25 protein-coding genes, 1 tRNA gene and 1 pseudogene are annotated in these 26,913 nt (G+C 39.1%); 11 read left to right on the plus strand and 16 right to left on the minus strand.

Annotation, left to right across the window (positions count from 1 at the left end):
- Positions 1 to 180: 180 nt before the first annotated feature.
- Positions 181 to 558, plus strand: coding sequence for a hypothetical protein (locus ACWIX0_RS05050; RefSeq protein WP_454172499.1), 378 nt, complete (start codon positions 181 to 183; stop codon positions 556 to 558).
- 53 nt (positions 559 to 611) lie between these two features.
- Here the strand turns inward: ACWIX0_RS05050 and trpC are convergent, their stop codons facing one another.
- Together trpC and ACWIX0_RS05060 are read right to left on the minus strand one after the other, a co-directional pair.
- Positions 612 to 1,502, minus strand: a complete 891-nt coding sequence (trpC, locus tag ACWIX0_RS05055; RefSeq protein WP_454172500.1) for an indole-3-glycerol phosphate synthase TrpC — start codon at positions 1,500 to 1,502, stop codon at positions 612 to 614.
- Positions 1,503 to 1,738: 236 nt separating this feature from the next.
- Complete coding sequence (locus ACWIX0_RS05060; RefSeq protein ID WP_454172502.1) at positions 1,739 to 1,861, minus strand: hypothetical protein; 123 nt, start codon at positions 1,859 to 1,861, stop codon at positions 1,739 to 1,741.
- On the opposite strand from ACWIX0_RS05060, the gene recR reads away from it, so the two are divergent.
- The 3 genes from recR (at position 1,852) to ACWIX0_RS05075 (ending at position 5,013) form a co-directional block, all read left to right on the plus strand.
- The gene (gene recR / locus ACWIX0_RS05065; RefSeq protein ID WP_454172504.1) at positions 1,852 to 2,439 is read left to right on the plus strand and encodes a recombination mediator RecR; all 588 of its coding nucleotides are present in this window, start codon (positions 1,852 to 1,854) and stop codon (positions 2,437 to 2,439) included. The genes ACWIX0_RS05060 and recR overlap by 10 nt on opposite strands.
- Before the next feature lie 304 nt (positions 2,440 to 2,743).
- Positions 2,744 to 2,899, plus strand: a complete 156-nt coding sequence (locus tag ACWIX0_RS05070; RefSeq protein ID WP_454172505.1) for a hypothetical protein — start codon at positions 2,744 to 2,746, stop codon at positions 2,897 to 2,899.
- Between the two features lie 80 nt (positions 2,900 to 2,979).
- Positions 2,980 to 5,013: a hypothetical protein gene (locus ACWIX0_RS05075; RefSeq protein ID WP_454172507.1), complete on the plus strand. Its 2,034-nt coding sequence runs from the start codon at positions 2,980 to 2,982 to the stop codon at positions 5,011 to 5,013.
- Positions 5,014 to 5,174: 161 nt separating this feature from the next.
- Here ACWIX0_RS05075 and ACWIX0_RS05080 read toward each other — a convergent pair whose 3' ends face one another.
- From ACWIX0_RS05080 to ACWIX0_RS05090, 3 genes are all read right to left on the minus strand, one after another.
- A complete protein-coding gene (locus ACWIX0_RS05080) occupies positions 5,175 to 6,290 on the minus strand; it encodes a phospholipase A (RefSeq protein WP_454172509.1) in 1,116 nt (371 codons plus the stop codon).
- 349 nt (positions 6,291 to 6,639) lie between these two features.
- A complete protein-coding gene (locus ACWIX0_RS05085) occupies positions 6,640 to 6,771 on the minus strand; it encodes a hypothetical protein (RefSeq protein WP_454172511.1) in 132 nt (43 codons plus the stop codon).
- 225 nt (positions 6,772 to 6,996) lie between these two features.
- Complete coding sequence (locus tag ACWIX0_RS05090) at positions 6,997 to 7,125, minus strand: hypothetical protein (protein WP_454172513.1); 129 nt, start codon at positions 7,123 to 7,125, stop codon at positions 6,997 to 6,999.
- Positions 7,126 to 7,483: 358 nt separating this feature from the next.
- On the opposite strand from ACWIX0_RS05090, the gene ACWIX0_RS05095 reads away from it, so the two are divergent.
- The gene (locus ACWIX0_RS05095; RefSeq protein ID WP_454172515.1) at positions 7,484 to 10,609 is read left to right on the plus strand and encodes a hypothetical protein; all 3,126 of its coding nucleotides are present in this window, start codon (positions 7,484 to 7,486) and stop codon (positions 10,607 to 10,609) included.
- Complete coding sequence (locus tag ACWIX0_RS05100) at positions 10,609 to 10,734, plus strand: hypothetical protein (protein WP_454172517.1); 126 nt, start codon at positions 10,609 to 10,611, stop codon at positions 10,732 to 10,734. The genes ACWIX0_RS05095 and ACWIX0_RS05100 overlap by 1 nt, the downstream gene beginning before the upstream one ends.
- 171 nt (positions 10,735 to 10,905) lie before the next feature.
- Here ACWIX0_RS05100 and ACWIX0_RS05105 read toward each other — a convergent pair whose 3' ends face one another.
- The 5 genes from ACWIX0_RS05105 to ACWIX0_RS05125 form a co-directional block, all read right to left on the minus strand.
- Positions 10,906 to 12,222 (minus strand): carboxynorspermidine decarboxylase, encoded by a 1,317-nt coding sequence (locus ACWIX0_RS05105; protein ID WP_454172519.1) that lies wholly within the window; start codon positions 12,220 to 12,222, stop codon positions 10,906 to 10,908.
- A 133-nt stretch (positions 12,223 to 12,355) separates the two neighbouring features.
- On the minus strand, positions 12,356 to 13,312 hold the full coding sequence (locus ACWIX0_RS05110; RefSeq protein ID WP_454172520.1) for a chemotaxis protein CheW: 957 nt from the start codon (positions 13,310 to 13,312) through the stop codon (positions 12,356 to 12,358).
- A 190-nt stretch (positions 13,313 to 13,502) separates the two neighbouring features.
- Positions 13,503 to 14,708, minus strand: a complete 1,206-nt coding sequence (locus ACWIX0_RS05115) for an LL-diaminopimelate aminotransferase (RefSeq protein ID WP_454172522.1) — start codon at positions 14,706 to 14,708, stop codon at positions 13,503 to 13,505.
- Positions 14,709 to 14,848: 140 nt separating this feature from the next.
- A complete protein-coding gene (locus ACWIX0_RS05120) occupies positions 14,849 to 15,328 on the minus strand; it encodes a MerR family transcriptional regulator (protein ID WP_454172524.1) in 480 nt (159 codons plus the stop codon).
- 34 nt (positions 15,329 to 15,362) lie between these two features.
- Complete coding sequence (locus ACWIX0_RS05125; protein WP_454172542.1) at positions 15,363 to 15,872, minus strand: superoxide dismutase family protein; 510 nt, start codon at positions 15,870 to 15,872, stop codon at positions 15,363 to 15,365.
- Positions 15,873 to 16,453: 581 nt separating this feature from the next.
- On the opposite strand from ACWIX0_RS05125, the gene ACWIX0_RS05130 reads away from it, so the two are divergent.
- Positions 16,454 to 18,004: a nicotinate phosphoribosyltransferase gene (locus ACWIX0_RS05130; RefSeq protein WP_454172544.1), complete on the plus strand. Its 1,551-nt coding sequence runs from the start codon at positions 16,454 to 16,456 to the stop codon at positions 18,002 to 18,004.
- An 80-nt stretch (positions 18,005 to 18,084) separates the two neighbouring features.
- Here the strand turns inward: ACWIX0_RS05130 and cutA are convergent, their stop codons facing one another.
- Positions 18,085 to 18,435 (minus strand): divalent-cation tolerance protein CutA, encoded by a 351-nt coding sequence (gene cutA / locus ACWIX0_RS05135; protein ID WP_454172525.1) that lies wholly within the window; start codon positions 18,433 to 18,435, stop codon positions 18,085 to 18,087.
- 217 nt (positions 18,436 to 18,652) lie between these two features.
- Positions 18,653 to 19,294: an RdgB/HAM1 family non-canonical purine NTP pyrophosphatase gene (gene rdgB, locus ACWIX0_RS05140; RefSeq protein WP_454172527.1), complete on the minus strand. Its 642-nt coding sequence runs from the start codon at positions 19,292 to 19,294 to the stop codon at positions 18,653 to 18,655.
- A 118-nt stretch (positions 19,295 to 19,412) separates the two neighbouring features.
- Here rdgB and ACWIX0_RS05145 point away from each other — a divergent pair, with 118 nt between their 5' ends.
- The 3 genes from ACWIX0_RS05145 (at position 19,413) to ACWIX0_RS05155 (ending at position 24,363) form a co-directional block, all read left to right on the plus strand.
- The gene (locus ACWIX0_RS05145; RefSeq protein ID WP_454172529.1) at positions 19,413 to 20,771 is read left to right on the plus strand and encodes an MFS transporter; all 1,359 of its coding nucleotides are present in this window, start codon (positions 19,413 to 19,415) and stop codon (positions 20,769 to 20,771) included.
- Between the two features lie 77 nt (positions 20,772 to 20,848).
- Positions 20,849 to 23,509, plus strand: coding sequence for a class I SAM-dependent methyltransferase (locus ACWIX0_RS05150; RefSeq protein WP_454172531.1), 2,661 nt, complete (start codon positions 20,849 to 20,851; stop codon positions 23,507 to 23,509).
- A 29-nt stretch (positions 23,510 to 23,538) separates the two neighbouring features.
- Positions 23,539 to 24,363 (plus strand): tRNA 2-thiocytidine biosynthesis TtcA family protein, encoded by an 825-nt coding sequence (locus tag ACWIX0_RS05155; RefSeq protein ID WP_454172532.1) that lies wholly within the window; start codon positions 23,539 to 23,541, stop codon positions 24,361 to 24,363.
- Between the two features lie 126 nt (positions 24,364 to 24,489).
- Here the strand turns inward: ACWIX0_RS05155 and ACWIX0_RS05160 are convergent, their stop codons facing one another.
- The 3 genes from ACWIX0_RS05160 to ACWIX0_RS05170 form a co-directional block, all read right to left on the minus strand.
- Positions 24,490 to 25,098: a hypothetical protein gene (locus tag ACWIX0_RS05160; RefSeq protein WP_454172534.1), complete on the minus strand. Its 609-nt coding sequence runs from the start codon at positions 25,096 to 25,098 to the stop codon at positions 24,490 to 24,492.
- An 85-nt stretch (positions 25,099 to 25,183) separates the two neighbouring features.
- Positions 25,184 to 26,017 (minus strand): hypothetical protein, encoded by an 834-nt coding sequence (locus ACWIX0_RS05165; protein ID WP_454172536.1) that lies wholly within the window; start codon positions 26,015 to 26,017, stop codon positions 25,184 to 25,186.
- 135 nt (positions 26,018 to 26,152) lie between these two features.
- The gene (locus ACWIX0_RS05170) at positions 26,153 to 26,470 is read right to left on the minus strand and encodes a hypothetical protein (RefSeq protein WP_454172538.1); all 318 of its coding nucleotides are present in this window, start codon (positions 26,468 to 26,470) and stop codon (positions 26,153 to 26,155) included.
- Between the two features lie 167 nt (positions 26,471 to 26,637).
- Between ACWIX0_RS05170 and ACWIX0_RS05175 the strand changes: the two genes are divergently transcribed.
- A tRNA-Pro gene (locus ACWIX0_RS05175) sits at positions 26,638 to 26,715 on the plus strand.
- Between the two features lie 86 nt (positions 26,716 to 26,801).
- On the opposite strand, the pseudogene ACWIX0_RS05180 reads toward ACWIX0_RS05175, so the two are convergent.
- Positions 26,802 to 26,913: pseudogene (locus tag ACWIX0_RS05180) on the minus strand (IS1595 family transposase); the annotation flags it as partial.

Below are 26,913 nucleotides of genomic sequence, written 5' to 3' on the forward strand. Positions count from 1 at the left end.
GAAAAAATCAACAATGCAAAACGCAAATAATAGATTCCAACGCGGTTTTTGCCTAAAATCCGCTTTCAATGGCAAAACAGCACAAAATGCCAAGCAAAATCTAATGTTCGTCTAAAAAAAAACTAAGTCTTGTTGGTTTTGCTTGCAATTAGAAAATATGTGGATTGGTAATTTATACTTATGGATTTCCACGCAAATGCCACTTTTAACAAATTCGCATTTGCTTACAATGACAAAGTATTTTTCCCTCCCTCCTTTTTTATTGCGGAGGATTTTGCATTTTTGTTATCCTTCCTAAATTATCAAAATGTGTCGGAGGGGGCTAGGGGGTGGGTTTGTCATACGAGGGCAACACCCAAAGTATCTCAACAATATACAAAATCAAAGAGATATTTCGCTTACGCTCAATATGACAAATTGTTGGATTGCCACACGGATTTTAGAAAAACCGCTCGCAATGACGGAATGTTTTTTGTCGTATTGAGGTTTCGCAGAAACAGAAATATCACTATTTTTATCAATATGTTTAGATACTTTGGGCTAAAGCCATTAGTATGACAAAAAACAACTTATGCTTTGGCTTTTAATTTAGTTTTACGATACAACAACATTTATATTTTTTTGCCTTTTAATGTGTTTAATGCTTTTGTTTTATCATTTTGTCGCATTAGTGATTCGCCGATGAGGACGGCGTTTATGTCGTGCGATTCTAAAAGGGCAATGTCCTCTCTTGTGGCGATTCCCGATTCGCTGACAAAGATTTTGTCCTTTGGGACAAGCTTTTTTAGGCGCACACTTGTGCCTAAATCCACTTTGAAGCTCCGCAAGTCGCGGTTATTTACGCCGATGAGTTTCGCGGAGGTTTGAAGCGCATTTTGAAGCGCACCCTCGCTATGAGATTCTATCAAAACGCTTAATCCAAGCGATTTTGCAATGTCGCAAAACTCCACCATTTGCGCTAATTCTAACGCCTCGCTGATGAGCAACACACAATCCGCACCCAAAACTTTCGCACCATAAATCATATAGCTATCGATGATGAAATCCTTGCGTAGAGTAGGGATTTTCACCGCCTTTGCAATCTCGCGCAAATAGCTATCCGCACCCAAAAAATACTCTGGCTCAGTTAGGCAGGAAATGCAATCCGCTCCCGCACTCTCATAATCCCGCGCAATTTGGAGGTATGGGAAATCCTCCGCGATAATGCCCTTTGATGGTGAAGCCTTTTTGACTTCGCAGATAAAGCGCATTGTGTGGCGCGAATCTATTACATTTAAGCGTGAATCCGCATTTGAATCCACGCTTAAATCTCTACGCGAATCTAACGCCTTTTCAAACGCAAAGGGCGGCTTTATCATTGAATCTGCGCTTAATTCAAGCGATTTAAGCTGATTTTTATACAGCGATTGCGCTTCTCTCCGCATTTCATTAAAAGGGATTTGCGCCTTTTCACGCTCCACTCGCGCCTTTGTCGATTTTATAATCTTTGTCAAAATATCCAAATTCTGCCACCTATCTTAAAAATTTTTACAAAAAAAACTTTAAAAAAACTCCAAAAAACAAACAAAAAATACGCAAATAAGCGTATAAAAAACGCACATTTTAAAGGCATTTTTAAAGAAATGTTTTTCACACAAAAAGCATATTTTTTGCATAATTTTATAAAAATTTAGGCATTTTACAAGCAAAATACTTAAACAAAACTTACGATTATAAACGACAAACAATCATCATAAAATCAGCATTTTATTAGCCTAGATTCTATGACAACGCATAAAATAGAATCTAAAATTTGATAAAATCTCATTTTTGCAAAATCAACACAATGAAGCAACACAAAAAGGAAAAAAAATGCACTCATACAAAAACTCCCTAGCAAGATTTAGCGCATTGGTAGAATCTCTCGAGCAAATCCCAACCATCGGCAAAAAATCCGCTCGCAAAATCGCCTTTACACTCGCCACAGAAAATAAATACCTCGCCCTAAAAATCGCTCAATGTATCGAAAACTCCATAAGCGCAGTGCGCTCGTGCAGTATCTGTGGCGCAGTAAGCGAAAATGAAATCTGTGAAATCTGCCTAGATGATGCCCGCGATAGCTCCAAACTCTGCGTAGTGCTAAATGCCAAAGATATTTTTACCATTGAAGATATTGGGGATTTTGATGGCAAATATTGGGTGCTAGAGGGCGAGCTAGAGAGTATCAATTTTGCAAAAATCAAAAACCGCGTGCAACAACAGCAAGTAAGCGAAATCATCTTTGCTTTTTCCCCAAGCCTTGCAAATGAAGCGGTAATGCTTTTTATCGAGGATAAACTAAGCGAATTTAGCCATATCACTTTTAGCAAAATCGCTCAAGGCGTCCCCACAGGCATAGGGCTAGAAAACATAGACCAGCTATCTCTCTCGCGTGCGATAAGTGCGCGTGTGAAGCTATAAAATCCGCTAAAAATAGCGATAAAATGTGGCGAGATTTTACCTTGATGACTAAGTGTTTTTTAAAACATATCAAAATCAAAAAAACCACAAAAATTAAACATACAAAATATAAAATTTGCATAAAGCTAGTATAATCCGCGCTATGTGTTTGAGAGATTTTTATAGTATTTATGTGGCTTTGCATTCTAGTAAATCTAGCTAGCAAAATCTAGCAAAAAGCGCAAAATCCACACCAAAAAAGTTAGCAAACGATACGAAAAAAACAATATAAAAAACATAAAAAAATAAAGCAAAAAGGCACAAAATGGGATTTGAAATATTTGGAATGCGCGTATTTGATTTTGCTAAACCTTTTGGATATTTTGAGGTGTTTAGCGCGATTTTTTTTGTGTGTGCTGTGGCGTTTGCGGGGTATTTGATTTTGGCATACTCTGCTAAAAAACACCATAAAAATCGCTAAAATCCCCCAAAAATCCTCACAGCAAAAAGAGCAAACAAAAATCAATGCAAAATCCAAAAATCAGCAAAACAAGGCAAAAAATGAAAAAATCCATAACCACATTTTGTTTATTTATCGCGTTTTTTGGCTTAGCAAATGCCTCTGCGATACCGCAATGGGCAAAAAGCGGAATCTGTGATGAAAAAGACTGCGCAGTGGGCGAGGCTAGCAAAAAAGAGGGGGAAGCCCAAGCCCTAGCGCGTGCGCTAAAAAATCTACGACTAAGTCTAGGCACAAGCGTGCAGGCAAACTATGAGGAGCGAACTAATAGCGAGGGAGAGAGCAAGGCAAGCGCGCAAACAAAAGTCTATGCTTCTATGCAAAATATCGGCTATAAAGTGCTAGCAAAATTTAGCGATGATAAAAAAATCTACATAAAAATCCAATACGATGCAAACAAAAAGATTTTGCCAAATGAGGAAATAGGGGAATTTAGCATTATTTCAAACTTTGAAAAGCTGTGCAAATCGCGGGATTTGGACGGGTATTATTGCGTGAGTTTGGGCAAAAAATATGAAAATGGCGAAAATGACTTAGCAAAAAATGACACCATTGCGATTAAATATTATGAGCAGGGTTGCAAAATGGGGACTTTGGAGGGCTGTGTATATGCGGGCAACCTAATCCAAAATCAAAATATACAAAATATCTTAAAAGGGCAAAAATCTAGCCAAAAATCAAAGAGCTTTTTTGCAAAAGCCTGCGAGGGCGGGCTAGGACTAGGCTGTCAAAAACAAGCAAGCGTAGAAGCAGACGCGCTAAAACGCAGGGATTTATACAAGCAGGGCTGTGCGCTAGATGATGGGCTATCGTGTGCAATTTTGGGGGAAATCTATGAGTTTGGCTTAGCTCATTTGCAAAAAAACTCTATGACCGCTGAAGTGGCGTATGAGGATTCTAAAAGTATCGATAAAAACGGCGATGGCGCGGTAATCCTCACTTCAAAACTAAAAGACAAATCCCGCAGAATCCGTGAATACAAACGACTATGTGAAGCAAACAACGCTAGAGCTTGCGCCCTGCTAGGACAAGAAGAAAACAACAAAAACTACCTAGAAAAATCTGCCGTGCTAGATTCTCCTAGAGGGCTTTATTTTTTGGCATTAAAGCAAGAATCTAAAAACACCAAAATTGAGCTACTAAAAAAATCCTGCTTGCTAGGTGAGGCAAAAGATTTTACCAAAGGCTGCTTAGAGCTAGGCAATCTATCCGCTCCCTCACAAGAATCCGCCCAATATTACGCTATTTCGTGCAAAAGCCTTTTTTATGAGCAAGAAGCGTGCGAGAGGCTATATGACATCTCGCCTAAAAACTGCAATAACGAAACAATCTGCGAGCAAATCGCACAATCTAGGCAAAGCGCACTTGCCACAAACTTGCAAGATTTAGATTCACAAGAGAGCGATTATCAACGCTACACAAAATCTAGCAAAAGCAAACAAACTTATGATGAGCATAATTCTTTATCCCCTAGACTTAGCCTTTTTCTCACAGTTGGCTTAGGTGCTACCGATGGCATAAAGCTAGACAAAATCAAAGATTCTAGCAAGCTAGATTCTAGCGGGGCAAATTTTGTCTTTGCGATGAGGTTTGGCACAGAGATGCGACTACTTCGCTACAAAATCACGCCATATATCGCCCCATATATTGGCATTAGCTCCACAGATATATTTGATGCGTCTGATTTTAAGGGGGTTAGCTCTACCCAATCAAAAACGCTAAGTATGCTAGCCCTAAATGTCGGCTCTCAAGCGGGAATCAAACTTAGCGGGATTAGAATCTATGGGATTATTGATTATGGATATAGGCTTTTTGATAAGGGGGTAAAAGATATTCCCGTGCCGATAAGAAGCGCGCTAGGTTTTGGTGGCGGGATAGGTTATCGGTTTAATTTTTGGACGATTAGCATAGAATATATGCAGGCACTTTATACTTACAATGGCGGCACGCTACGCGACACAAATGGCACAAGATATACTTCCTCTTATTATAAAAGCTATGAGTTAAAGTTAGACAACTCTACGCACACGGCAAAATCTAGCGTATTTCTTTTTAATATCGGGCTAGCATTTTAGATTTTGCTTTTTTTAGATTTTGCGTTTGATTTAGCCTTTGCGTTTTTGCAAAATCTAACAAAATCAATCTTTTTCAAATTCCACAAAATCTAAAAAACAACCACTCCCACACTAAAAAAACCTACAAAATTTACAAAACCTACAAAATCTACAAAACCCCCCTAAAAACTTCTAATCCTAAACCCTATGCCTAGTCTATGCGATAGTTTATCGTATTCATAAAGATTGTCCCCATAGCCATAAAAATACTGCGCATACAGCGAGACAAAATCATTTATCCCAAAAGAATACCCCACGCGCACGCTTGGATAATAAGATTTAGTAGCCACGATTATAGGGCTAAAATGCACTTCAGCTAAATGCCTCGAATGCTTATAATAAAACCTCACATTTGCATAACCCATATATTTATGCAAGTCTAGGTTGTCTCGCCTTTTTTGGATATATGGCCACGCACTTATGTGGATACCAAAATCCCCCGCTTTATTTAGCTTTGTGCCATTTTTGCTAAAATCACTCTCCCATATCGCCTCAAAGATTAGCCGATTTGCAGCACTTCTGCTACGACAATTTGCAGGCGTTGGATCTTCAAAAGTCTCTCTTTTGCACTCCTCCCCGCCTATGCCATTGCTATAATGCAAAAGCCCTAAGCGTAGCTCTTGTAGCCTCCCTCCCAAAAACCTCCACTCCGCAGGATAAGAGTAAAAAACACTAGGTTTGTAGTCTGTATCTCGCACAGGGCTAGAATAGCGGAAATTAAATTGATTAAACCACATTGTCTGCGTGTAGCCAAAAAACAAACTCCCCTTACTCCAAAAAGCACCGCGCCAAATAGGGATTTTCGCACTTAGTTGAAACTTTAGCTCATTATTATCATTTATCCCCCACACAGGCGTAAAACTATGATAAAACAAAAAATAAGTCCCCTCGTGCTCAAAAATCTGCATATAGTATTTGTAAGCATTTTGCGCTTTTTGGCTTCGCTCTTTGTAAGTTTGCGGGGAGAAAAAGTGGTTTTTTAGCCGTTGTTTTTTGGTGGATTTGTTTGTGGTGGATTTTGTGTGGTTTGTGTCTGCGGAGTTTGATTCTGTGAAAATCGATTCTGTGGGATTTTGATTTTTTTGCATTTGTTCTTGCGTTTGCGTTTGTTCTTGGGCTTGTGGAGATTGGCTAGATTCCATATTAGATTCCGCGCTAGATTTTACGCTAGATTCTAGCCCAAATATATTTTGCAAAAATAGCGCAAAAACAAATATCGCGCATTTATATCGTTTCATTTTTTCGCCTTTAGTCGCCTATCAAATTTGATGATTGCAAAATCGCTGTAAAGTGTTTGTAAATCAAACACAAATTGTGCCATATAAATGTTTGTTTTATGCGATTGTTTGCAAAATCTAAGTTTTCAATAAAATTTGCAAAAAATACACAATATTTCACAAAAACTTCAAAACATTTTTCGCCGTTTTTTTTTTTTTTTGATTTTTTGGTGATTTTTGGATTTTGTTTAAGGATTGTTTAATGTTTGTTGGTTTATGATTTGCTTATTTGATTTTCGTCCAAAACGCAAGAAAAAATACCTAATAAAAAGGAGAAAAACAATGGTATTTAATGCAAAAAATGAATATCTCAAAAACGGCGTAACGAGAGAGAGAGAGAGAGTAACTCCGCACTAAAACTTTCTACTTCTAAAGAAAACACTTTCAAGACTAATTGTCTCCCCTCCCTTGCGGAGGGGGCTTTAAGAAGCATTGCCACCATTTCAAAAAATGATGCTTTAGTAGCCAACACTACAAAAATTTGTCATACTGAGGGCGTAGCCCGAAGTATCTCAAAATCCACAAACGCAAATAGAGATATTTCGCGCTCACGCGCTCAATATGACAAAAACTCTGTCATTGCGAGCGAGCAACGCGAGCGTGGCAATCTATCCTATAATACAAATAAAATAGATTACCACGCGGATTTTGACAAATCCGCTCGCAATTACGACAATGCAAAAACTCGCAATAATAAAAAAACCCACCCCCAAACCCCCTCCGCAAGGGAGGGGGCTTTAAGAAGCATTGCCACCATTTTAAAAAATGAGGCTTTAGTAGCCAACACTACCAACATTTGTCATACTGATAAAAAAGCAAATTGTCGGACTGCACATAACGAAATATCTAAAAAATCTACAAACATTTGTCATACTGAGGGCGTAGCCCGAAGTATCTCAAAATCTACAAACGCAAATAGAGATATTTCGCGCTCACGCGCTCAATATGACAAAAACTCTGTCATTGCGAGTGAGCAACGCGAGCGTGGCAATCTATCCTATAATACAAATAAAATAGATTGCCACGCGGATTTTGACAAATCCGCTCGCAATTACGACAATGCAAATTCTAGCAATGACAGCAATGTAGATTCTCGCAATGACAAGAAAACCCACCCCCAAACCCCCTCCGCAAGGGAGGGGGCTTATTTTGGATTGCCACGCACAACAAGTTGCGCTCGCAATGACGGCAATGTAGATTTTTGCAATGACGACATTATTTTCCACTCCATAGAGGATTTGCAAACTTCTTGTCCCCCTTCCATTGCGGAGGATTTTGCCTCTTGTCCCCCCTCCCTTGCGGAGGGGGCTAGGGGGTGGGTATCTTTGGATTCTACTTCCAAAACTAAATCAACAAATGCAAATATACCCCACCCCAAACCCCTCCCGCAAGGTGAGGGGCTTTTAAAACCCAAAAAACTAGCCATAAGCATAGCCACAGCTACCCTCATAGCAGGGTTTAGCATAGACACCGCCGCAGCGCAGGTAAATTGTCGCACCACCGTAGATGACTACACACCGGGCAGTATCTACAATGACTTTGATGGACGCACAAAAGTCTATACTTGCACGGGCTATGCAAATTGGGACGAGATGACGGGAACGGGCGGGCAGCACCTGCATCACACCTATGAGACAAATCAGTATTGGAATAGCACCGTGCAGTTTGGCACGGCAAGTGAAAAGCTAACTATCGGTGGAGGCTCACAGCAAATCACTGTAGGGCTAAATCGCTTTAGAGGACAGGGGGCATTAGGACGCCCGTATGACTACAAAAAAGGCTTTTATAAATATATAGAATTTGGGCTTTTGGACGCAAAGGATATGGAATTTCGTATCACTTCTCAAGGGCAAGTCCAAGCAAGTGTCAAAACCATAGCCCAAGCAAATATCCGCTCACTTATCTTAGCTAGCGAGACTGAAAACCCCGGGGATAGGGGGAATTGGACATATAATTGGGACGGGGATACAAAAGGAATCTTTCAGCATGTAACCATAGGGCATAGCTCTAATATAGGTGCTATCAAAGTGGATCAGGGCACACGAATGGTATATAATATGGACATAAACGACAATGCTACCATAGGCAGTATCACAAACGCTGGAAGTCTAACAAACCTCCGCATAGACAACGCCACAGCAAGCACTATCAAAAACGAATCTGGCGCGTGGCTAGGCACAATAGCTCTAAGTAGCTCTGCAAAAGTAAATAGCATAGAAAATGCTGGGAGTATAGGAGGACAACGAGATGGAGGGATATTTCTAAATGGTGCGAGTCTAAACTCTCTAAAAACCACCGAAGGACGCATAAGCAATCTAAATGTAAGTAGTGGGGCAAAACTAGAGAGCCTTGAGGTAAGCGGAGGCACTATCGAAAATCTAAACATAGGTGGCGCAGGAAGCTATATCCGCTCTATCACAGGCACAAATGGCGCGATAACTAATTTAACTCTAGGTGATGCTAATAACAACACCCCTTTGCTAAGCCCAAACATAGACGCCAAAGTAACTAACCTAAAAATCAATAACTTTGGCATCACTGTCAATAGCACAGCGAACACTTGGAATACGCTAAATGGTACCACCAAACAAGACGGACAAAGAATCTCTCTAGCAGATAATAGCACTACAAATCTATCCGTAGCACAAAAAGGCATAACCATAAACATAGGGACGAATGTCTCTAAAGGCGAAGTATATGAGGTAGAAAATCTCGTGGTCGCAGGCACTGCTCCTAAAGGAAGCAATATAGGACAAAATCATATCACAGGTGGTAGAGGCACACAGCTTATCTGGGCGAAAAACAAAAAAGGTAAGCAAGGCTTTATGCTAGAAGCAGATGGTAGCGATGCCTACATCACCGATGTATATCGCGCCATCGCTCTAAGCTATATGCGTAGAAATGCAATGACGCAAAATATCCTAGATACGATGACGACAAAGACATTTCATAGCGACAACTACTATAATCAAGAAGTGGAATTGCGACTTTTGCAATACGATATGTCTCGCCTAACCAACAAAAGCACTAGATTTTCTAAAACCAAGCGCAAAAACACTGCAAAAATCGACAAAGTCCGCGAAAAAATCGCTAGGCTTACGCTTACACAAAGCAAGGGGCAGGATCTAGAAAAAGGCTACAATAACTTTGAGCTAATCGATCAGCTAGATGCGATTTTTATCCCTTATACAGGGCGTAGAGATTGGCGATTTTTCGCGCTTCCATATAGCGCAAATAGCTATGTGGATCTGGGTGCAAACTCCGCGCTAGAATGGGTAGGAGGAGCAATCTTTGGTATGCAAAGAAACTTGCGCAAAAACGGAATCTTTGGAGGATATTTAGGCTATGAATACAACAATGTCAATACAGAATTTGTAGGCTCTGCCCCTACTTCCGTGCAGACAAACTCGCTTCAAGGCGGGATAAATTATTTTAAAACCTTTGCGGTTACTAGGAAAGTCGCAGAGGGTTTTATAAAGCTAAATATTCGTGCGGGCGTTGATTTGCCAAAATTTAATCTAGATGCGGGAGGTAGGATAAACACCATAGAAGCAAACCCCGCTAAGACAAAGATAAAAATCCCGCTCGTGTGGAATGCAGGGGTGGAGCTAAAAGGTGGGATTACGGTTTATCAATTTAAGAAAAATAGCTATGTCGCACCAGAACTAGGGCTAAGCTATGATGTGCTATCCTCCGTGCCTACGATGCTGCTAAAGCCTAGAATCACAACAGTAAACCCTGAAGTCTTGCCTATCGGTGCTGATGAATACTACGGGGCAATTTTGTGGCATCTACCACAAGTGCAAGCTAGCCTACGCTACTACAAAATCTGGGGCAATACATTTCGCACCAATACCAAAATCGGCGTGCGATACAATGTCCTAAACAACCCAAAACTAGGTAGCTTTAAATACGGAAATACAGATGATGATAAAGAGCGCAATATCACTTTGCCTCTAGTGTATGGGAATCTAAGTTTAGATTTTGTGTGGCTTGTAAAGAAAAACCACGAGCTAAGTCTAGGCTATGATGGGCTTTTCTATGCTTCTAGCTTTGATAAAAGTAGCGAGTCTGCGCTAAGCAAGTGGTTTAATGGTGTAACAACTACGGTGAATTTTAAATACGCGTATTGGTTTGGTGGGAGCGACTACAAAACCGACAAAGACGGAAATGTCATCGGTAGTAATAAAACCAAAAAAACCAAAAAATCTAAGCCCAAAAAAGAAAAATCCAAAAAATCTAAGAAGTCTAAGAAAAAAGTCGTCTATATAGATGGGTAATGCTAAAAACCATTGTCGGACTTAGATTTCGTAAGAAAACGAAGTATCTCAAGCCTTTTTTGCCATATTTAATCGTAGTTAAGCATCTCATCATTGCGATAATATTAGATTCGGCTAGAATCTAATATTCGTGGCAATTTATTTTTCCTTTATCATAAGCACAATGCGTGAATAATCAAAAAAAACTTCGCTTATGCTTAGTGTGGCGACTTAAACAATTTTCAAAGTTATGTAAGCAATGCAAACAAAAATATCCAACAAGCAAGCACAAAATCTAATTTTCTCGCAATTTTGCTTTAATTTCGCTCTTTATAATCTTTGTAGCCAAAGGATTTTAGCAGGGTAAATTTACCATTTTCTATCACGCCTAGAGAGGGCAGAGGCACGCCATTAAAAGTCGTGTTTTTTACAATCGTGTAGTGAAGCATATCCAAAAGCGCGATTCTATCGCCTACCTGCAATGGCGTATCAAAGCTAAAATCCCCGATAATATCCCCAGCCAAGCAAGTAGGACCGCCAAGACGATAGGCGTATTTTCCGCAGACATTTTGTTTTGTTTGGTTGTGTTGTTTTGCATCGCTATTTTGCGTGGCACATTCACTAGGACATTCGCCTTTGTCCGCTTCGCACAGCACTTTTTTAGATTTTGATTCTGTGTTGCGCGAGATTTTTATCACAGCGGGGCGATATGGCATCTCTAAGCAGTCAGGTGTATGCGCACTCGCACTCACATCTAAAATAGCGATTTGTTTTTCGTTATACACTATATCCACCACTTCACCTAGCAAAAATCCACTCTCCCACCCCACAGCTTCCCCGGGCTCTAAAAACACCTCGATATTTTCATACTTAGTTTTTATGCCTTTGATAAGGGCGATAAGCAAATCTTTGTCATAGCCTTTTTTGGTGATATGATGTCCGCCACCTAGATTTATCCATTTCATTTGTTTGATGGCGGTTGAGAAATGTTTATCGATATGTTTGAGTGTGCGCTCTAGCGCGTCTGCACCCTGCTCGCAATGTGTGTGAAAATGCAACCCCTCTATCCCCTCTAGTTTGCCATTTGTTCCAAATTCTGCTAGTCCTTTTGCAAACTCGCTCGGAGTAATCCCAAGTCTAGAATATCTCGCGCACGGATTATAAATCTTAGGCTCTACTTCGCTAAAAAGTGGATTTAATCGCAAGCCCACACTTATAGGGCTTAAACCTAGATTTTGTAGTTTTGTATTTTTGGATTGTATGGTGGATTTGTATCGTTGCCATTGAGAAAAAGAGTTGAAAATAATATGCGTAGCGATTGATAAAAGTCCGTTTATTTCGCTTGGTTTATAGGCGGGTGAAAATACACAGATTTCTTTACCGCTCTCACGCCCGCCGATTTCTTCAAATCCTAGCGTGGCTTCATTTATCCCGCTTGCAGTGCTGCCTGCTAGGACCTTGCGTAGTTTGTCAAATTTACGCCAAAACGCATAACCCTTTAGTGCTAGCAAGATTTTTGCGCCACTTTGTTTTTGGATAAAATCTAATATCGCAAGATTTGATTCTAGTTTGTCATTTTCTAGCACATAGCAGGGCGAAGGCAGAGCAAAATAATCAAAATTTTCATCTAGCATTTGGTGGATTCTCTTTTTTTAGATTTTATTTTGGCTATTCTTTGTGTTTTGATTTTGGATTTTGCGTATTTTGATTTTGCAAGCGCAAAAATCTATGTGCATTTTGTGCTCAAAAACTTTAGCAGTGATTTTGCTACTTTATCATCAAATCCTGTATTGCTTGCTCTATTTCTAGGGGATTTGATTTTGAGATAAAGGCATTTGCTTTGAGAGACATTGCCATATCCTCGTTGCTTGAGCCACTCATTGAGGAATTTACAACGATAGGGATTTTTGAAGTAGCGGAATTTTCTTTGACTTGTTTTATGACTTCAAATCCGCTAGCCTCTGGCATTTCTAAATCCGTGATAATCATTCCAATATTTTCGACATTTGTGCTTGGGTCAAACAAATAGTCCAAAAGTCTCCTGCCGTTTGGAAAATCGTGGTGGATTACGCCTACTTTGTCTAGGATTATTTGCATTGTTTTTAGCACGCTTGGGCTATCATCAGCTAGTAAAATCTCTTTGTGTGTGCGAAGTTTTTTGACTTTTGCTAAATCTTGCTCTTTTTCTTTGTCTATCCACGGGAACACATCAACAAGCATTTTTTCAATATCCACCACTTGGACTAATCGCCCATCAAAATAGCGCGTGCGCGATACAAGTTTGTTGCTAGGATTGCCCGCAGTCCCGCCTGTGCTTTGCTCGATTTCTGTCCATTTTTTGCTTAGGATTCTATCTGCTTCATATACGCGCACACCTATCGTCCAGCGCGAAAACTCACAAATCATCACAATATCATCTTGCCCATCTTGCTTGATACGATATGGACGCAAATCTTTGGTTTTATTTGTAGCGTCATAAAAAAACCATTTGCGCATATCAATAAGCGGTATCGTAAGCTCCCTAATCGTAATCAAACCCTCCACAAGCGAGCTAGGCTCGTGGCTAACAATCGTAACTACGCCACGATATTTCACAACTTCGCGGATTTTAAATACATTTACCGCGTATAAATCCCTGCCTTTTTCTATGCGAAAGCAGAGTAACTGAAGCTCGTTATTTTTGTGTAGGTTGGTGATTTTATCGACATTTGCAAGATTTGACATTGTAGATTCCTTTCCTCATTGTATGCTAAGTGGGCTACATTTCTAAGCTATTTCTAAGCTACTTTGAGTTGTTTTGTGTGAGATTTATTATCGCCAAAATTTGCTAGTTTTTTGCTTTTGCCTGCTAGCATTAGCCGTTTTTAGATTCTGTTATCATAGCATAAAGCACATAAAATAACGCAAATATGCTCTAAAATTGCTTCAAAAACGATTTTAGATTTTTGCCAGCTTGACGGATTCTGTTGCGATTTTCGATTAGTGCTATGCGGACATATTCATCGCCGTGATTGCCAAACCCTATCCCCGGACTTACCGCGATTTTTGCTTCTTGTAACAATCGCTTAGAAAACTCCAAACTCCCTAAATGTCTCGCTTTTTGTGGAATCCTAGCCCATATAAACATACTTGCCTTAGGTTTTGTCATCTCCCAGCCTGCTGCCCCAAAGCTATCGATTAGCACCTCCATTCGCTCTTCATACTTCCTAGCGATTTCTTTTACGCATTCTTGCTCGCCATTTAGCGCGATTGTCGCTGCGATTTGCATAGGCGTGTAGATTCCATAATCAAGCCAACTTTTAATCTTTTGCAATGCACCTACAAGCCTCGTATTGCCCACCACACAGCCGATACGCCACCCTGCCATATTGTAGCTTTTTGATAGCGTATAAGTCTCAACTGCGACATCTAGCGCACCTTTTACCTCAAAAATGCTAGGTGCTACATACCCTCCAAAGCTCAAATCCGCATACGCAATGTCGTTAATAATATAAAATCTCTCTTTTTTAGCTAGCTTTACAAGTTTTTCATAAAAGCTTTTATACACGACAATAGTTGTGGGATTGTGCGGGAAATTGGTTACGACAAATTTAGGTTTTGGCATCGTGTTTTTTAGTGCCTTTTTTAGCGAGGCAAAAAACGCGTCCTCATCTAGCTCGTATTCATCATTCCATTTTAGCCCAAATGTCGCTACATTTGCACCTGAAAGCATAAAAGCGTAGTAATGGATAGGATACGCTGGCTCAGCGACTATCGCCGTATCGCCCACATTTGTGATAGCTTGCACTAAATGCACAAAACCTTCTTTGCTACCCATTGCTATGCAGACTTGGGATTCTGGGTCTAGGCTTACCCCGTATTTGCGCTTATAAGTGTCGCTTATAGCAAGGCGAAGTTTGTAGATGCCCTTACTTGCAGAGTAGCCGTGATTTTTCGGCTTATTTGCTGCTTCGCAAAGTTTGTCAATAATATGCTGTGGTGTCGCCCCATCAGGATTGCCCATACTAAAATCAATGACATCTTCGCCATTTTGTCGCATTTTTAGTTTGATTTCATTGATAGCTGCAAAGACATATTTTGGCAATCGTTTGATTCTATCAAATTCAATTTCTTCAAACATTTTCTCTCCTTAGTTTTTTGTGTTTTTTTCTGTTTTTATATGTTGGTTTTGTGGCGTTTTGGGCGTGGATTTTATGGATTTTGTGGCTGCTTTTTTTACGCAAATATTTGTTTTTTAAAAAATCTATTTTGCTAGTGTCTTTATTTTGCTAGTGTTTTAGCGGCATTTTCGCCTACGCCTTTGTAGTGTTTGTTTTGTGGATTTTCAAAATACCCTTTTAATCGATTTGGGTTTAGTCTTTGGATTTTGTCTTTGTCGCGTTTATAGATAGCATCTTCATAAAACGCCACTTTAGATTCTAGCTTATCAAGGGCTTTTTGGTATTGCGTGATGATTTTTTGCGTCTCATTTTTTTGCTTTTTGATAATATCAAGCCTAGCTTCAAAAGTGCTATCTCCTAGCAAACATAAATCCACATATTCTTTGATTTGCCCCACGCTTAGCCCACTTTGCCTAAGGCAATGCACCACTGCTACCCAGCCCAAATCATTCTCACTAAAATAGCGGACATTATTATTATCTCTCTCCACAAAAGGAAACAGCTGATTTTTAGCCCAAAATCGTAGCGTATGGCTTGAAATCCCCGTTTTTTCCTCTACTTCTTTGATGGTGTATGCCATATTGCCCCTTTTTAGATTTTGCATTTGTGCTTTTTTATTTGATTACTCCACACGCCATTCTTGCCCCACCACCGCCAAGTGGTGCAGGGTGGTCGCTATGATTGTCCCCGCCTAGATGAATCATAAGTGAGCGGTTTTTGATTTCGTTTAAGTTTTTGATTTTGGGTGCTAGCACGGGGTTGGTCGCACTGCCGTCTTTATCGACATATAGCGCGGGTAAATCGCCTTTATGCCCCTTATCGTCCCACGCAAAAGAATGTTTATTTGTTTTCTTTGGGTCATAATGCCCGCCTGCTAGCATACCTAGCCCTTTTTCATTGCTACCACAGCTTGGGTTTTCGTGGATATGAAATCCGTGAATCCCTGATTTTAGTCCTTTTAGATTGGGGAAAAAAGCCACGCCATACGCTGTTTGAATAGCGACTATTTCGCCAGCATTTTTGTTGCCTTTATTATCCAAAATCTCCATTTGGATTACCAAATGATTTTTTTGCGCTTTTGGATCAAACACTTCGTGTGCCAAAAGCGGAGAGCTTGAAAGCATATAGCCACCCAAAATCCCACAAGCGATTTTTGAGATTTTGGCAGTTTTTAAAAAGTTTGAAATGCTTGAGTTTTTTGCGGTATTTGCAAGTTTTGCAGTGTTTGCAATGTTTGGTAGTTGTTTGCTAGTTTTTTTAGTAGTGTTTTTCATTTGAGTGTCCTTTTTTTAGATTAGCACAATGCCTAAAAGGCAAATGCGCTTAAGATTTTATAAGATTTTGGTTACATTTTGTTATTTTGGCGTAGATTTTGTTGTAAATTATGTTGCAAATTTGTAGCAGGACTTAATGCAAAATCTAAATACAATTTGCAAGCATAATTTGCAAAAATCTAAGCTATAATACACGCCAATTTTTAAAATTTCTATGGATTTTAGCTAGCGTTTGTTTTTTAGATTTTACGCATTTGCGACATATCTACACATAAAATCACATAGCATATTAAAGGCATAAAATGGGGCAAAACATTAAAAATACTTCCCAAAATCCTATCTTAGATTTTCCTACATTACCCACAGATGACACCTCCAAAAACAGCGCACAAGATTTGCCACAAAGCACGCAAAACCACTATACAAAAACCATTTTTAGAGAAAAAAATCTCGCCCTAATGTGTGATTTTTATGAATTTTTGATGAGCAATGGATACTTAAAATCTAGCTTAAAAGATACCATTTGTTATTTTGATGTGTTTTTTCGCTCCGTGCCTGATAATGGTGGATTTGTGATTGCAAGCGGGCAAGATAGCATTGTAGATTTTATCAACAACTTACAATTTAGTCAGCAGGATTTGGAGTTTTTGCGCGTGCAAAATCTTTTTAGCCCCGATTTTTTGGCTTACTTAGCGGAGTTTAAATTTAGCGGGGATATTTATGGCGTGCGTGAAGGGGAAGTGGTGTTTGCAAACGAGCCGATTTTGACCGTGCGGGCAAAGGCGAGTGAAGCACAGATTTTAGAGACTTTTATCTTGCTAGCGTTAAATCATCAAAGCCTTATCGCTACCAAGACAAATCGCATAGTCCGCGCTGCGCAAACCACTCCAAACGCGCAAAATAAACATTCACAAAGTAAAATCAAACAAAGAGCGATTTTGGAGTTTGGCTCGCGCAGAGCGCAAGGAATCGATGCCGCGCTAAATGGTGCTAGAGCTGCATATATCGGCGGAGTGGAAGCCACCGCTTGCACGCTAGCAGGCAAAATCTATGGCATAAAAGTCGCAGGGACTATGGCACATAGCTGGGTGCAGGCTTATGAGAGCGAGCTAGAGGCATTTAGGCAATACTGCAAAATGTATCCAAACAACGCGATTTTGCTAATCGATACTTATGATAGCCTCCATAGCGGGATACAAAATGCCATAATCGCGCTAAAAGAGCTACTAAAATCCACAAAAAATAGCGCGAAAAATTATGGCGTTAGGATTGATTCTGGCGATTTATGTGCGCTATCAAAAGAGATACGAAAAAGGCTTGATAGCGCGGGATTAAAAGAGGCAAAAATCGTGGCTAGTGGTGCGCTAGATGAAATCAAAATCAAACAGATTTTGCAAGATGGCGCGTGCATTGACGCATTTGGCGTAGGTGAGCGACTTATCACGGCAAAAAGTGCGCCTGTGCTTGGCTGTGTGTATAAACTCGTAGCAAAAGAGCAAGACAAAAATGGACAAAGAGAAATAATCCCCACGATAAAAATCAGCGAAGAAGCAAGCAAAATAAGCCTCCCACATTTTAAAAAACTATATCGATTTTTTGATGCTACAAATGGCAAGGCGGTGTTTGATAAGCTGTATTTGTATGATGAGGAGTTAGACAAAAAAAAGGAAAATCTAGCGAGGGAAAATCTAATCTCAAAAGAGCTGCATATCACATATTTTAAAAACGGCGTATGCGTGTATAAAAAGCCAACTCTAAGCCAAATCCGCGCATATACAAAAGATGAGGTTAGCAAGCTAAATGAAAATCTAAAGCAAATCCAAAATCCACAATGCAAATCAAATAGCCAAAATCTATCAAATGCAAAAACCACGCAAGATTTTGCAAATTCACAAAATCTACAAATTCCCATATACGAAGTGAGGCTAAGCCAAAAATTGCGCACTTTGCGCCAAGAGCTTTTAGCAAAAAAATCTCACTAGATTTTGCGCTTTATGCAATTTCGCATTACAAAATCAAACCGCAAAATTACATTACAAAAATAAAATCGCAAAATCAAGTCTTATTTTGTGCAACTATCTAGCCATTTTTGATAAGGCTCGCTTATGGATTCTATCGGCAGGGCTATGATTTGGGGGATATTGTATGAGTGGATTTTATGGATATAAAATGCGATTGTATCAAAGTCTTTTTTGCGTGCTTTGATTTGCAAAAGGTATTCTTTGTCTTTGCAAATGCGTTGTTGCCATTGATAGAGGCTGGTGATTTTGCGGATTTGTATGCAGGCACAAAGCCGTTTTTTTAGCAGGTATTTTGCGATTTTTATGGCTTCTTTTTTGGTGGGGGTTGTGGTTTGGATAGCGATATATTGGGGGTTTTTACTAGATTTTGGTAGATTTGGTGTTTTTTGCATTGTTTTTCCTTTTTTTGTATGCAAGCGCGGCATATTTTTGCGTTATATATCGCGCTTCTTAATGATTTGTCATATTGAGATTTTGCAAAAAACCAAAGCATCTCAAAGAAAAACTAGATTGCCACGATTTTTGCGACTTTATTTATAACAAAGTCGCAAAATCTAGCAATGACAGCAATATTTTTTAAGTCAATCTCAAATTGCTATCAAGCCAATCTCAAGTTATCATTGGTTCAAAAAGCTCTAAAAATTCTTTGATTTGCTCTAATGCCTTGCGTCTATGTGATAGCGTGTTTTTGACTTCTGGGGCGACTTCTGCTAGCGTGGTGTCAAAGCCTTTTGGGATAAACACGCTATCATATCCAAAGCCATTTTTGCCTCTCTCTTGGGCGATTACTTTGCCCTCGCATTCGCCCATAGCGCAAAACTCCACCCTCTCTCCGTGCGCTCCCTCGCCCACAAGAGCCACGCAAGCGACAAATTTCGCGCTAGATTCTGCTAGTTTTTGTTTTTTTAGTTCAGAGATTAGTTTGTAGCGATTTGCTTCATCATTTGCATTTTTTTTGCTATTTGGGCTAGCATATCTAGCACTAAAAATCCCGGGCTTGCCATCTAATGCTTCTACGCAGATTCCGCTATCATCAGCTATTATAAAGGTATTTTTTTTCTCTTGGGGCAATGTGTTGTAAATGCTTTTTGCTTTGATTAGCGCGTTTTGCTTAAATGAGCTGCCATTTTCATTTGGCTCTAGGGAAATATGCGCTTGCTTTTGACTCATCACTTCGCCAAAGCCACTTAGCATTGTGCGGAGTTCGCGGATTTTGCCCTCATTGTTGCTAGCGATTATGAATTTAAACATTTTTTGCTCCCATTTTGCGCTAAATCTCAAATGATTTTGCGTGATGATTTTTGTTTTTTGCTACAATTAGCAGTTTTTATGCCTACCTCTTTTATACCCACATTTTTAAGGATAACTTATGCTAAAAACGATTTTGCCACTAAGCCTTGTTGTTTGCTTGCGATTTTTTGGGCTTTTTATTGTGTTGCCCGTGATTGCGCTGTATGTCCAAGATTTTGGCGATACCTCTCCTTTGCTACTTGGGCTAGCAGTTGGCGGTGCTTACCTTACGCAAATTTTGTTCCAAACTCCATTTGGAATCTTAAGCGATAAAATCGATAGAAAAAAAGTCGTTATGGCTGGGCTTTTTATTTTTTTGGTGGGGAGCGTGATTTGTGCGCTAGCCCATAGCATAGAGATGCTTATCATCGGGCGACTTGTGCAGGGGGCTGGGGCGATTGGCGGTGTGGTGAGTGCGCAGATTGCGGATTTTGTGCGTGAGGAGAAGCGCACGCAGGCTATGGCGATAATGGGTGGTGGGATTTTTGTTAGCTTTATTCTTGCTATGCTTTTAGGTCCGCTTATTGGTGGGTATTTTGGCTGTGAGTGGCTGTTTTTTATTACGGCGTTTTTGACTTTTGTGTCTATGTTGCTTTTGGGATTTTGCGTGCCAAATACACCTAAAATCATATATGACTACGAGCAAGAGCCAGAGAGGCGGATTCTCACAAACAAAAATCTAGCCATTATGAATCTTAGCTCATTTTTGCAAAAAACATTTATGACGCTTATTTTTGTGGTGATTCCGCTTGTGTTTGTAGAGGAGCTAGCCTCTATCGCGCAAATGGGCAAAGAGGATTTGTGGAAAATCTACACGCCTGCTGCGATTTTAGCCATACTTGCCCTAGCGCCCGCTAGCATTTTGGCTGAAAAATACGGCAGAGCAAAGCTAGTGATGGGCTATGGTATCGCATTTTTTGCCCTCTCTTATGTGGCAATCGCGTATGGTGGGCATAGCAAGATATTGTTTGTGTTTATCGGTGGGATTGTGCTGTTTTTTTTAGGATTTGCCACGCTAGAGCCTATAATGCAATCTCTCACAAGTAAGTATGCTAAAGCATATAATCGTGGAAGTGCGCTAGGGGTTTTTACTACATTTAATTACATAGGTTCATTTGTGGGGGGAATGTTAGGGGGGATTTTATACCACACGCTTGGGATAATGGAGCTTGGCTTAGCTGTGGCGATAATATGTGTTTTGTGGCTTTTTGCGCTGTATTTTTTAGATAATCCAACAAAGCAAAAAAATCTCTACCTCTCACTAAAATCCTACCCCCTAGATAGCCTAGCTAGACTAAACGCACAAGAGGGCATCATCGAAACCTATGCAAATAAAAGCGAGGGAATTATCATTGTCAAATACGATGCAAAAATACTAGATGAAGCCCAAACAAAAGGGCTAGCCGATAGTATCTTGCACTCACAATCTGTGAGATAAAGCTAGAATCTAATCAAGCTACATAGATTCTAAAAAGCGCAAAAATCAATATTAAAAAAAACACAAAAAGGGGAAAAATGTATCCAATAGATTTACAAGAAGAGTCGCTAAAACAACGCATATCAGAGGATTTTTTCAGTGATTTTTATTATGAGCCATTAGATAGAATTGATTTTGCGCTTATCTTAAACGAGCATAAAGGCGGGCTTTTTGATATTTTCGCGCTTTGGGCGGAAGCAAAAAAAGGCAATGATACTGATATATACGCATCTTTAGTCCAGATTATATTAACTATTGGCGCAAATGAGCTATATCGAGTGCATAATATCCCTGAATTTATCGGGGCTTTTGATGCCGAAAAAATCGCCTTTTTGCCCTACAAATATATCAAAGATTTTACTATGCGCAATGATTTTGATTGGACTTCTATTACGCCAAGCAATCACAGCGCAGAATCTTTTGTGCGAATGCGAGAACTAACAAGCGAGATTTTAGATAAACATTGCACTATGTTTTATTACGAAAAAGACGGCGCAATCCTGCGCGATTTTATCAAAAATACCATAGCAAAAGGGCAAAATAACCCCATTGAAATTGATTTAGAAAACTTTGATTCAGTGTATTTGCAATGGGCTAGAATCGTCCTGCCATCTATCAATCTAAATCAAAATGCGTGGAAATATGCAAGAGAAAATCTAATCGCGGTGGAGAGCGACTTTTTCCTAGCGGACTTGCTAAGCGAGGATAATACGACTATAAACCATAACTTACGCATTTTGCTAAACAAACGGCTAGAAAATAATAGGGAAAAACTATTTTATAACATTAAAATTGACAAGGGGCTTTTTAGTTACAATACGCAAGATATTGTTTTTATAGATGATGATAATACCGCTCACGCGCAGTTTTGGAATCGCTACAAACGCCCGCCAAAAGAGGAATTTTGGGATAAAATCTATGAGCGGCGCGATAAACTCTCGCCCGAAGATATTAGAGAGCGCAAGGGGGCGTTTTTTACCCCACAAGTTTGGGTAGCAAAAGCACAGGAATATTTAGCAGACTGCTTGGGGGAAAATTGGCAGGAGGAGTATTATATTTGGGATTGTGCTGCAGGGACAGGGAACTTACTTGCAGGGCTAAAAAATGCGCGAAATATCTATGCTTCTACGATTGATTTAAGCGATGTGTTGATAATGAAAGAACTAAATAAAAGCGATTTGCATAAGGGCAACAATAAGCTAAATTTGCTAGAAAATCATATATTTCAATTTGATTTTTTAAATGACGAGTTTTTTGACAAAGTCGATAAAAATGGCAAGATTTTAGCAAAATCTAAATTGCCACAATCTTTGCAAGAGATTTTGCGCGATGAGTCTAAAAGGCAAAAGTTAGTGATATTTATCAATCCACCGTATAAAGAAGTATCTTCGGCTAGGACAACCACAAACACAGGACAAAATGCTATCGGAGTTTCTAATACAACAAAAATACACGAAAAATATAGACTTGAATCTAAAAAGGCGATTAGAGAACTTTTTGTGCAGTTTTTTATGCGAATTTATAAAGAGATTCCAAACTGCATTTTGGGGAGTTTTGGGACGCTAAAATATGTGAATGCAACGAATTTTATAAATTTTCGCCAAATTTTTCAGGCAAAATTTTTAAAAGGATTTATGATTCCAGCACATACTTTTGATAATGTAGATAGTGATTTTCCTATCGGCTTTTTGGTATGGAATTTGGGTGATAAAAAAGAGATTAAAAAAGTCAAAGTGAATATTTTTAATGAAAATAACAAGAGAATCGGCAAAAAGAACTTTTATGCGAATCAAAAAACAATCAATGATTGGATAAAAGAATTTTTTAGTGATGAGCGCACAGATGAACTTTGTGCGATTTGCACGAAAGGGACAGATTTTCAAAATAGCAAATTTTGTAATATAGATTTTTGGAGTAAAATCAAGGGTGTGGGTAACGCAAAAGGCATTACAAAATTTAGCGTTAATAAATATAATCTTTTTCCTGTTTCTGTATATTTCGCTACCCGCCATGTTATAAAATCATCGTGGATAAACAATAGAGACCAATTTTTGTATCCAAATAAAAAATGGCGACAAGACAAAGAATTTCACAATGATTGCCTAGTTTTCGCACTATTTCACGGACAAAATCGCATTAGCGCAAATATACCCCACCCCCAACCCCTCCCGCAAGGGGAGGGTAGTAAAAAAAATTCCCTTGCGCGTGTGGATTCTACCAAAAATTCCCCCTCCCTTGCGGAGGGGGAGAAAGGGGGTGGGTTAAAATCCATAAACCACTTTATCCCATTTAGCGAGCAAGAAGTCGGTGCAAAAGAAGCGTTTAGAAGCGACTTTATGACGCGATTTATCGAAGGCAAAGTCAAAAATGGGACACTTCTTGATTGCTTTATCCCAAATGAAAAAATTATCTTTTCAAGCGAGGCAAAAGCCGTTTTTAACGCAGGATTAGAGCTATGGCGATATTATCACGAGCAGGCAAAATCTAGCGAAAAATACCTAAATGACGCAAGTTTGTATGATATAAAAGAGTATTTTCAAGGGCGAGCAGAATCTAAAAACGGCAAACAGGGCAAACTAAATGCAAAAAGTGAAGATTCTCATTATAATGATTTGCTAGCAAACTTGCGCCTAACTCTAAATGATTTAGCCACAAAAATAGAGCCAAAAATCTATGAATACGAATTTTTGCTAGAATAGATTTTGGTAAATCTCATAAAGGCACTTAAATGGCACAAAAAACAAACGCGCAAGAAAAAAACGCATTTAGCCCAAATAAAAACTTGCCACCACCAACCATAAGCAAAAAAATCCTAAACATAGTCGGGCGCACAAACGCAAAATACGGACTCATCAAAGAGGGCGATAGGATTTTGCTAGGGCTTAGCGGGGGGAAAGATTCTACACTTTTGGCTACTATCTTGGCATATATGAAAAAGCACGCGCCTTTTAGGTTTGAGTTTAAGGCGATTACGATTGACTATGGGAGAGGTGGGGAGTATGAGTGCATAGCGGAGTATTGCGAGGCAAATGAGATTCCTTATGAGCTAATTCGCACTGATATTTATAAGATTTTAGAGGAGCATAAAAGAGAGGGGACGATTTATTGTAGTTTTTGCTCGCGTATGCGCAGGGGTAGCCTCTATACGCAGGCTTTGCAAGGTGGGTTTAATAAAATCGCTTTAGGACATCACCTAGATGACGCAGCAGAGAGTTTTTTGATGAATCTTACTTTTAATGGCACATTGCGCTCGATGCCGCCAATCTATAAAGCACAAAATGGGCTTTTTGTAGTTCGCCCGATGATTTTTGTGCGCGAGAGGCAAATCCGTGATTTTATCGCAAGTAATAATATCTATATCGCACCAGATTGCAACTGCCCGATAAATTGGCTACCAGAGGATAAACGCCCAAAAGCGCGTGCAAATACCAAAGAGCTACTAAGCACGCTAGAATCTAGCAATCCTATGCTTTTTAAATCCCTCCAAAATGCGTTTAAAAACTTGCACGCAAATAGCTTTTGTGATGAAGTATTTTTAGACAAGCAAGAATAGAAAAATAAGATTTTTTGCATTATGCGCGCTTGCTTATGCGCGTTTTTTCGATTTAGATTTTGTGGCTAAGTAGATTTTATGTTTAAGTAGATTTTGCAAAATGCACTCAAAAAAAGCGCGCAAAATCTATGAAGCAGGGATATTAAAATATGTGTTTATTTCCTCATTTGGATTGGTTAGGTATTCGATTTGTTGGGGGAATCTATCTTTTAGATACATCCAATGCGTGCGCTTATAATCGCTTGTCTTTAGCGTCATATCGGCAAATGCGACAAAGCCATACTCGCTAGGGTCGATAGAAAAAACCTCTATGCCATTTGCCTGTGCGTATTCCCATAGTTCGCCATTGTGATAAAACATATCATCAATCACTTCATAAAATCCCTCCTCGCCAAATTCCCTCTTTAGCCTCGCCATTTCTATGTCATCAAACGAGATATAGATGATACACCGCTCGCATTTGACAATAAAAGCCTGCATATTTTGGGGATTTGCATTTGTATTATTGCTTTGCTTATGGGGGATTTTAGATTGCTTGTTTGTGTTTTTTGTGGCGATTTTTGTAAAGTCTTGTGGGGTTTGTGTAGTTTGTGGATTTTGTTTTGTTAGTTTTTGGGGGGGTTGTGTGGTTGATTTTGCGATAGTTTGTGAGGTAGTGTGCGTGATGGCTTGCGTGCAAAATCCAAAATCTATCATAAAAAATCCAATAAACATAACAAACACAATATTTTTCATAGATTTTGCTACCTTTGTTTTGATTTTGCGATAAAAATAGATTTTGCTACACAATAGATTTTGTGTTTTTTATTTGCTATGCGTTTTATTGTTTTGCCTCTTTTTGCCCGCTTGCCCTAGCTTTGTTTATGTTTTTGGTGATTTCTTTTATCGCCAAATCCACAGCCTTACGCAATAAATACGCCTTATCTTTTGGTTCTAAATCGATTTTTTTGCCGATTTCTAGCACTTTTTTGCCTTTGATTTCCATTTGTGCATTTGCCCTCGCGCTAAATCTTTTGCGCTCGCCATTGAAAAAATCTGGGACAAATTCTAGCTCGATTTTTACACTTGCTTGCTTAGTGTTTGTAGCGACAAATACGCCCTTTGTGGTGCTTTGCGTCATTTTGCTAGCATATCGCAGGCTTACCACATAGTTTTCTTGTAGCTCATCACATAAATCATTTAGCCCTGCTAAAAGGGCTTGATTTGCCTCATCTTGCGTGATACCTAGCACATTTTGTGGCTCATTTGGCGTGCTATTTTCGTTATTATCGGTGTTGGTTTGTTTAGTAGTTTTAGCGTTTTTTTGCTTTTTTGTTTTTTTGGGAGTTTCTAGCTCTTTTATGCCATCTTTTTGAGCGCAATCCTCGCAAGGCAAATCATCTAAAAGCCCGATTACCACACTTTGGATTTTGGCACATTGTCTTGGTGGCTGGTTTTCTTGTGGATTTTGCACATTTGGCAATGCCTTGTATCCAAAGCAACCATTTAGCCCAAAAATACCTATCAAAAATACTGCAAACATAGAGCTAGTTGAGATTTTTTTGCTAGTTTGGTTTTGTTGATTTTGTTGAATAGAAGCTAGATTTTTTGTGAAGTGTTTTATGATTTTTTTAAAGTTTAAGATATGGGCTAGTATGGTTTTTACTGCATTCATAGGCTTTTCCTTGCTTTTATTAGATTTTGGTAGATTTTAGGTTTTGCTAGATTTGTGCGCGTTTATTTGTTGGATTTTGGTTTAGAAATCCTGCATTATACACTAAAAAATTAAGCAAAAAATTAAGATTTTTATTTATGGATTTTGCATAGGATTTTGAGTGGATTTATGTTTTTGTAGTTGCTCGCAGGCTTGCTTATCGCCTCTATCGCACGCAGATTGCAAAAACTGCATAATCTGCAAAAGTTGGGCGTTAGTTTGCGCTTCTTGCTGTGATTTTTGGGTTTGTGGTTTTTGTTGGGTTTGTTTGGATTGTAGTTTTTGGGCGCGTTCCTCACTGATTTTTTCAAACTGCCATTTATACACAAAATACAAAATCACGCACATTATTATCATAAAAATAAAATCCGTGCTACGCACTCTTAGCTTTTTGCAAAAGTTACACCACGCCATTTTGGGACTCCTTTTATGGTTTTTGGATTTTAAGCAAAATCTAACCCAAAATCTAGCAAAAACCTAGCGTTAAAAAATCTTGCAAAAATCTAACACAAAATAAAAAACCAAAAATACAAAAATCATAAAATACTATTGTATAATACGCGTTTTGGATTTTTATATATCGGAGTATGGCGCAGCCTGATTAGCGCGCACCCTTGGGGTGGGTGAGGTCGTGGGTTTGAATCCCGCTACTCCGACCACTATCAAAACATTGTATTATCAAAATCTATTTCACAAAATCAAATGCAAAAATTGCTTTACTAAAATAACCAAAAAAACTTTTGGCTCAAGACAACTTAAGCGGATTATTTTTTATCAATTTTAGTAAGATTTTATACAAATCTTGCTGTTTAATTTGAGTATTATACCTAAATTCTGTTTCTTTTAAGTGAAGCAAA

It is taken from the genome of Helicobacter sp. T3_23-1059, assembly GCF_053654515.1.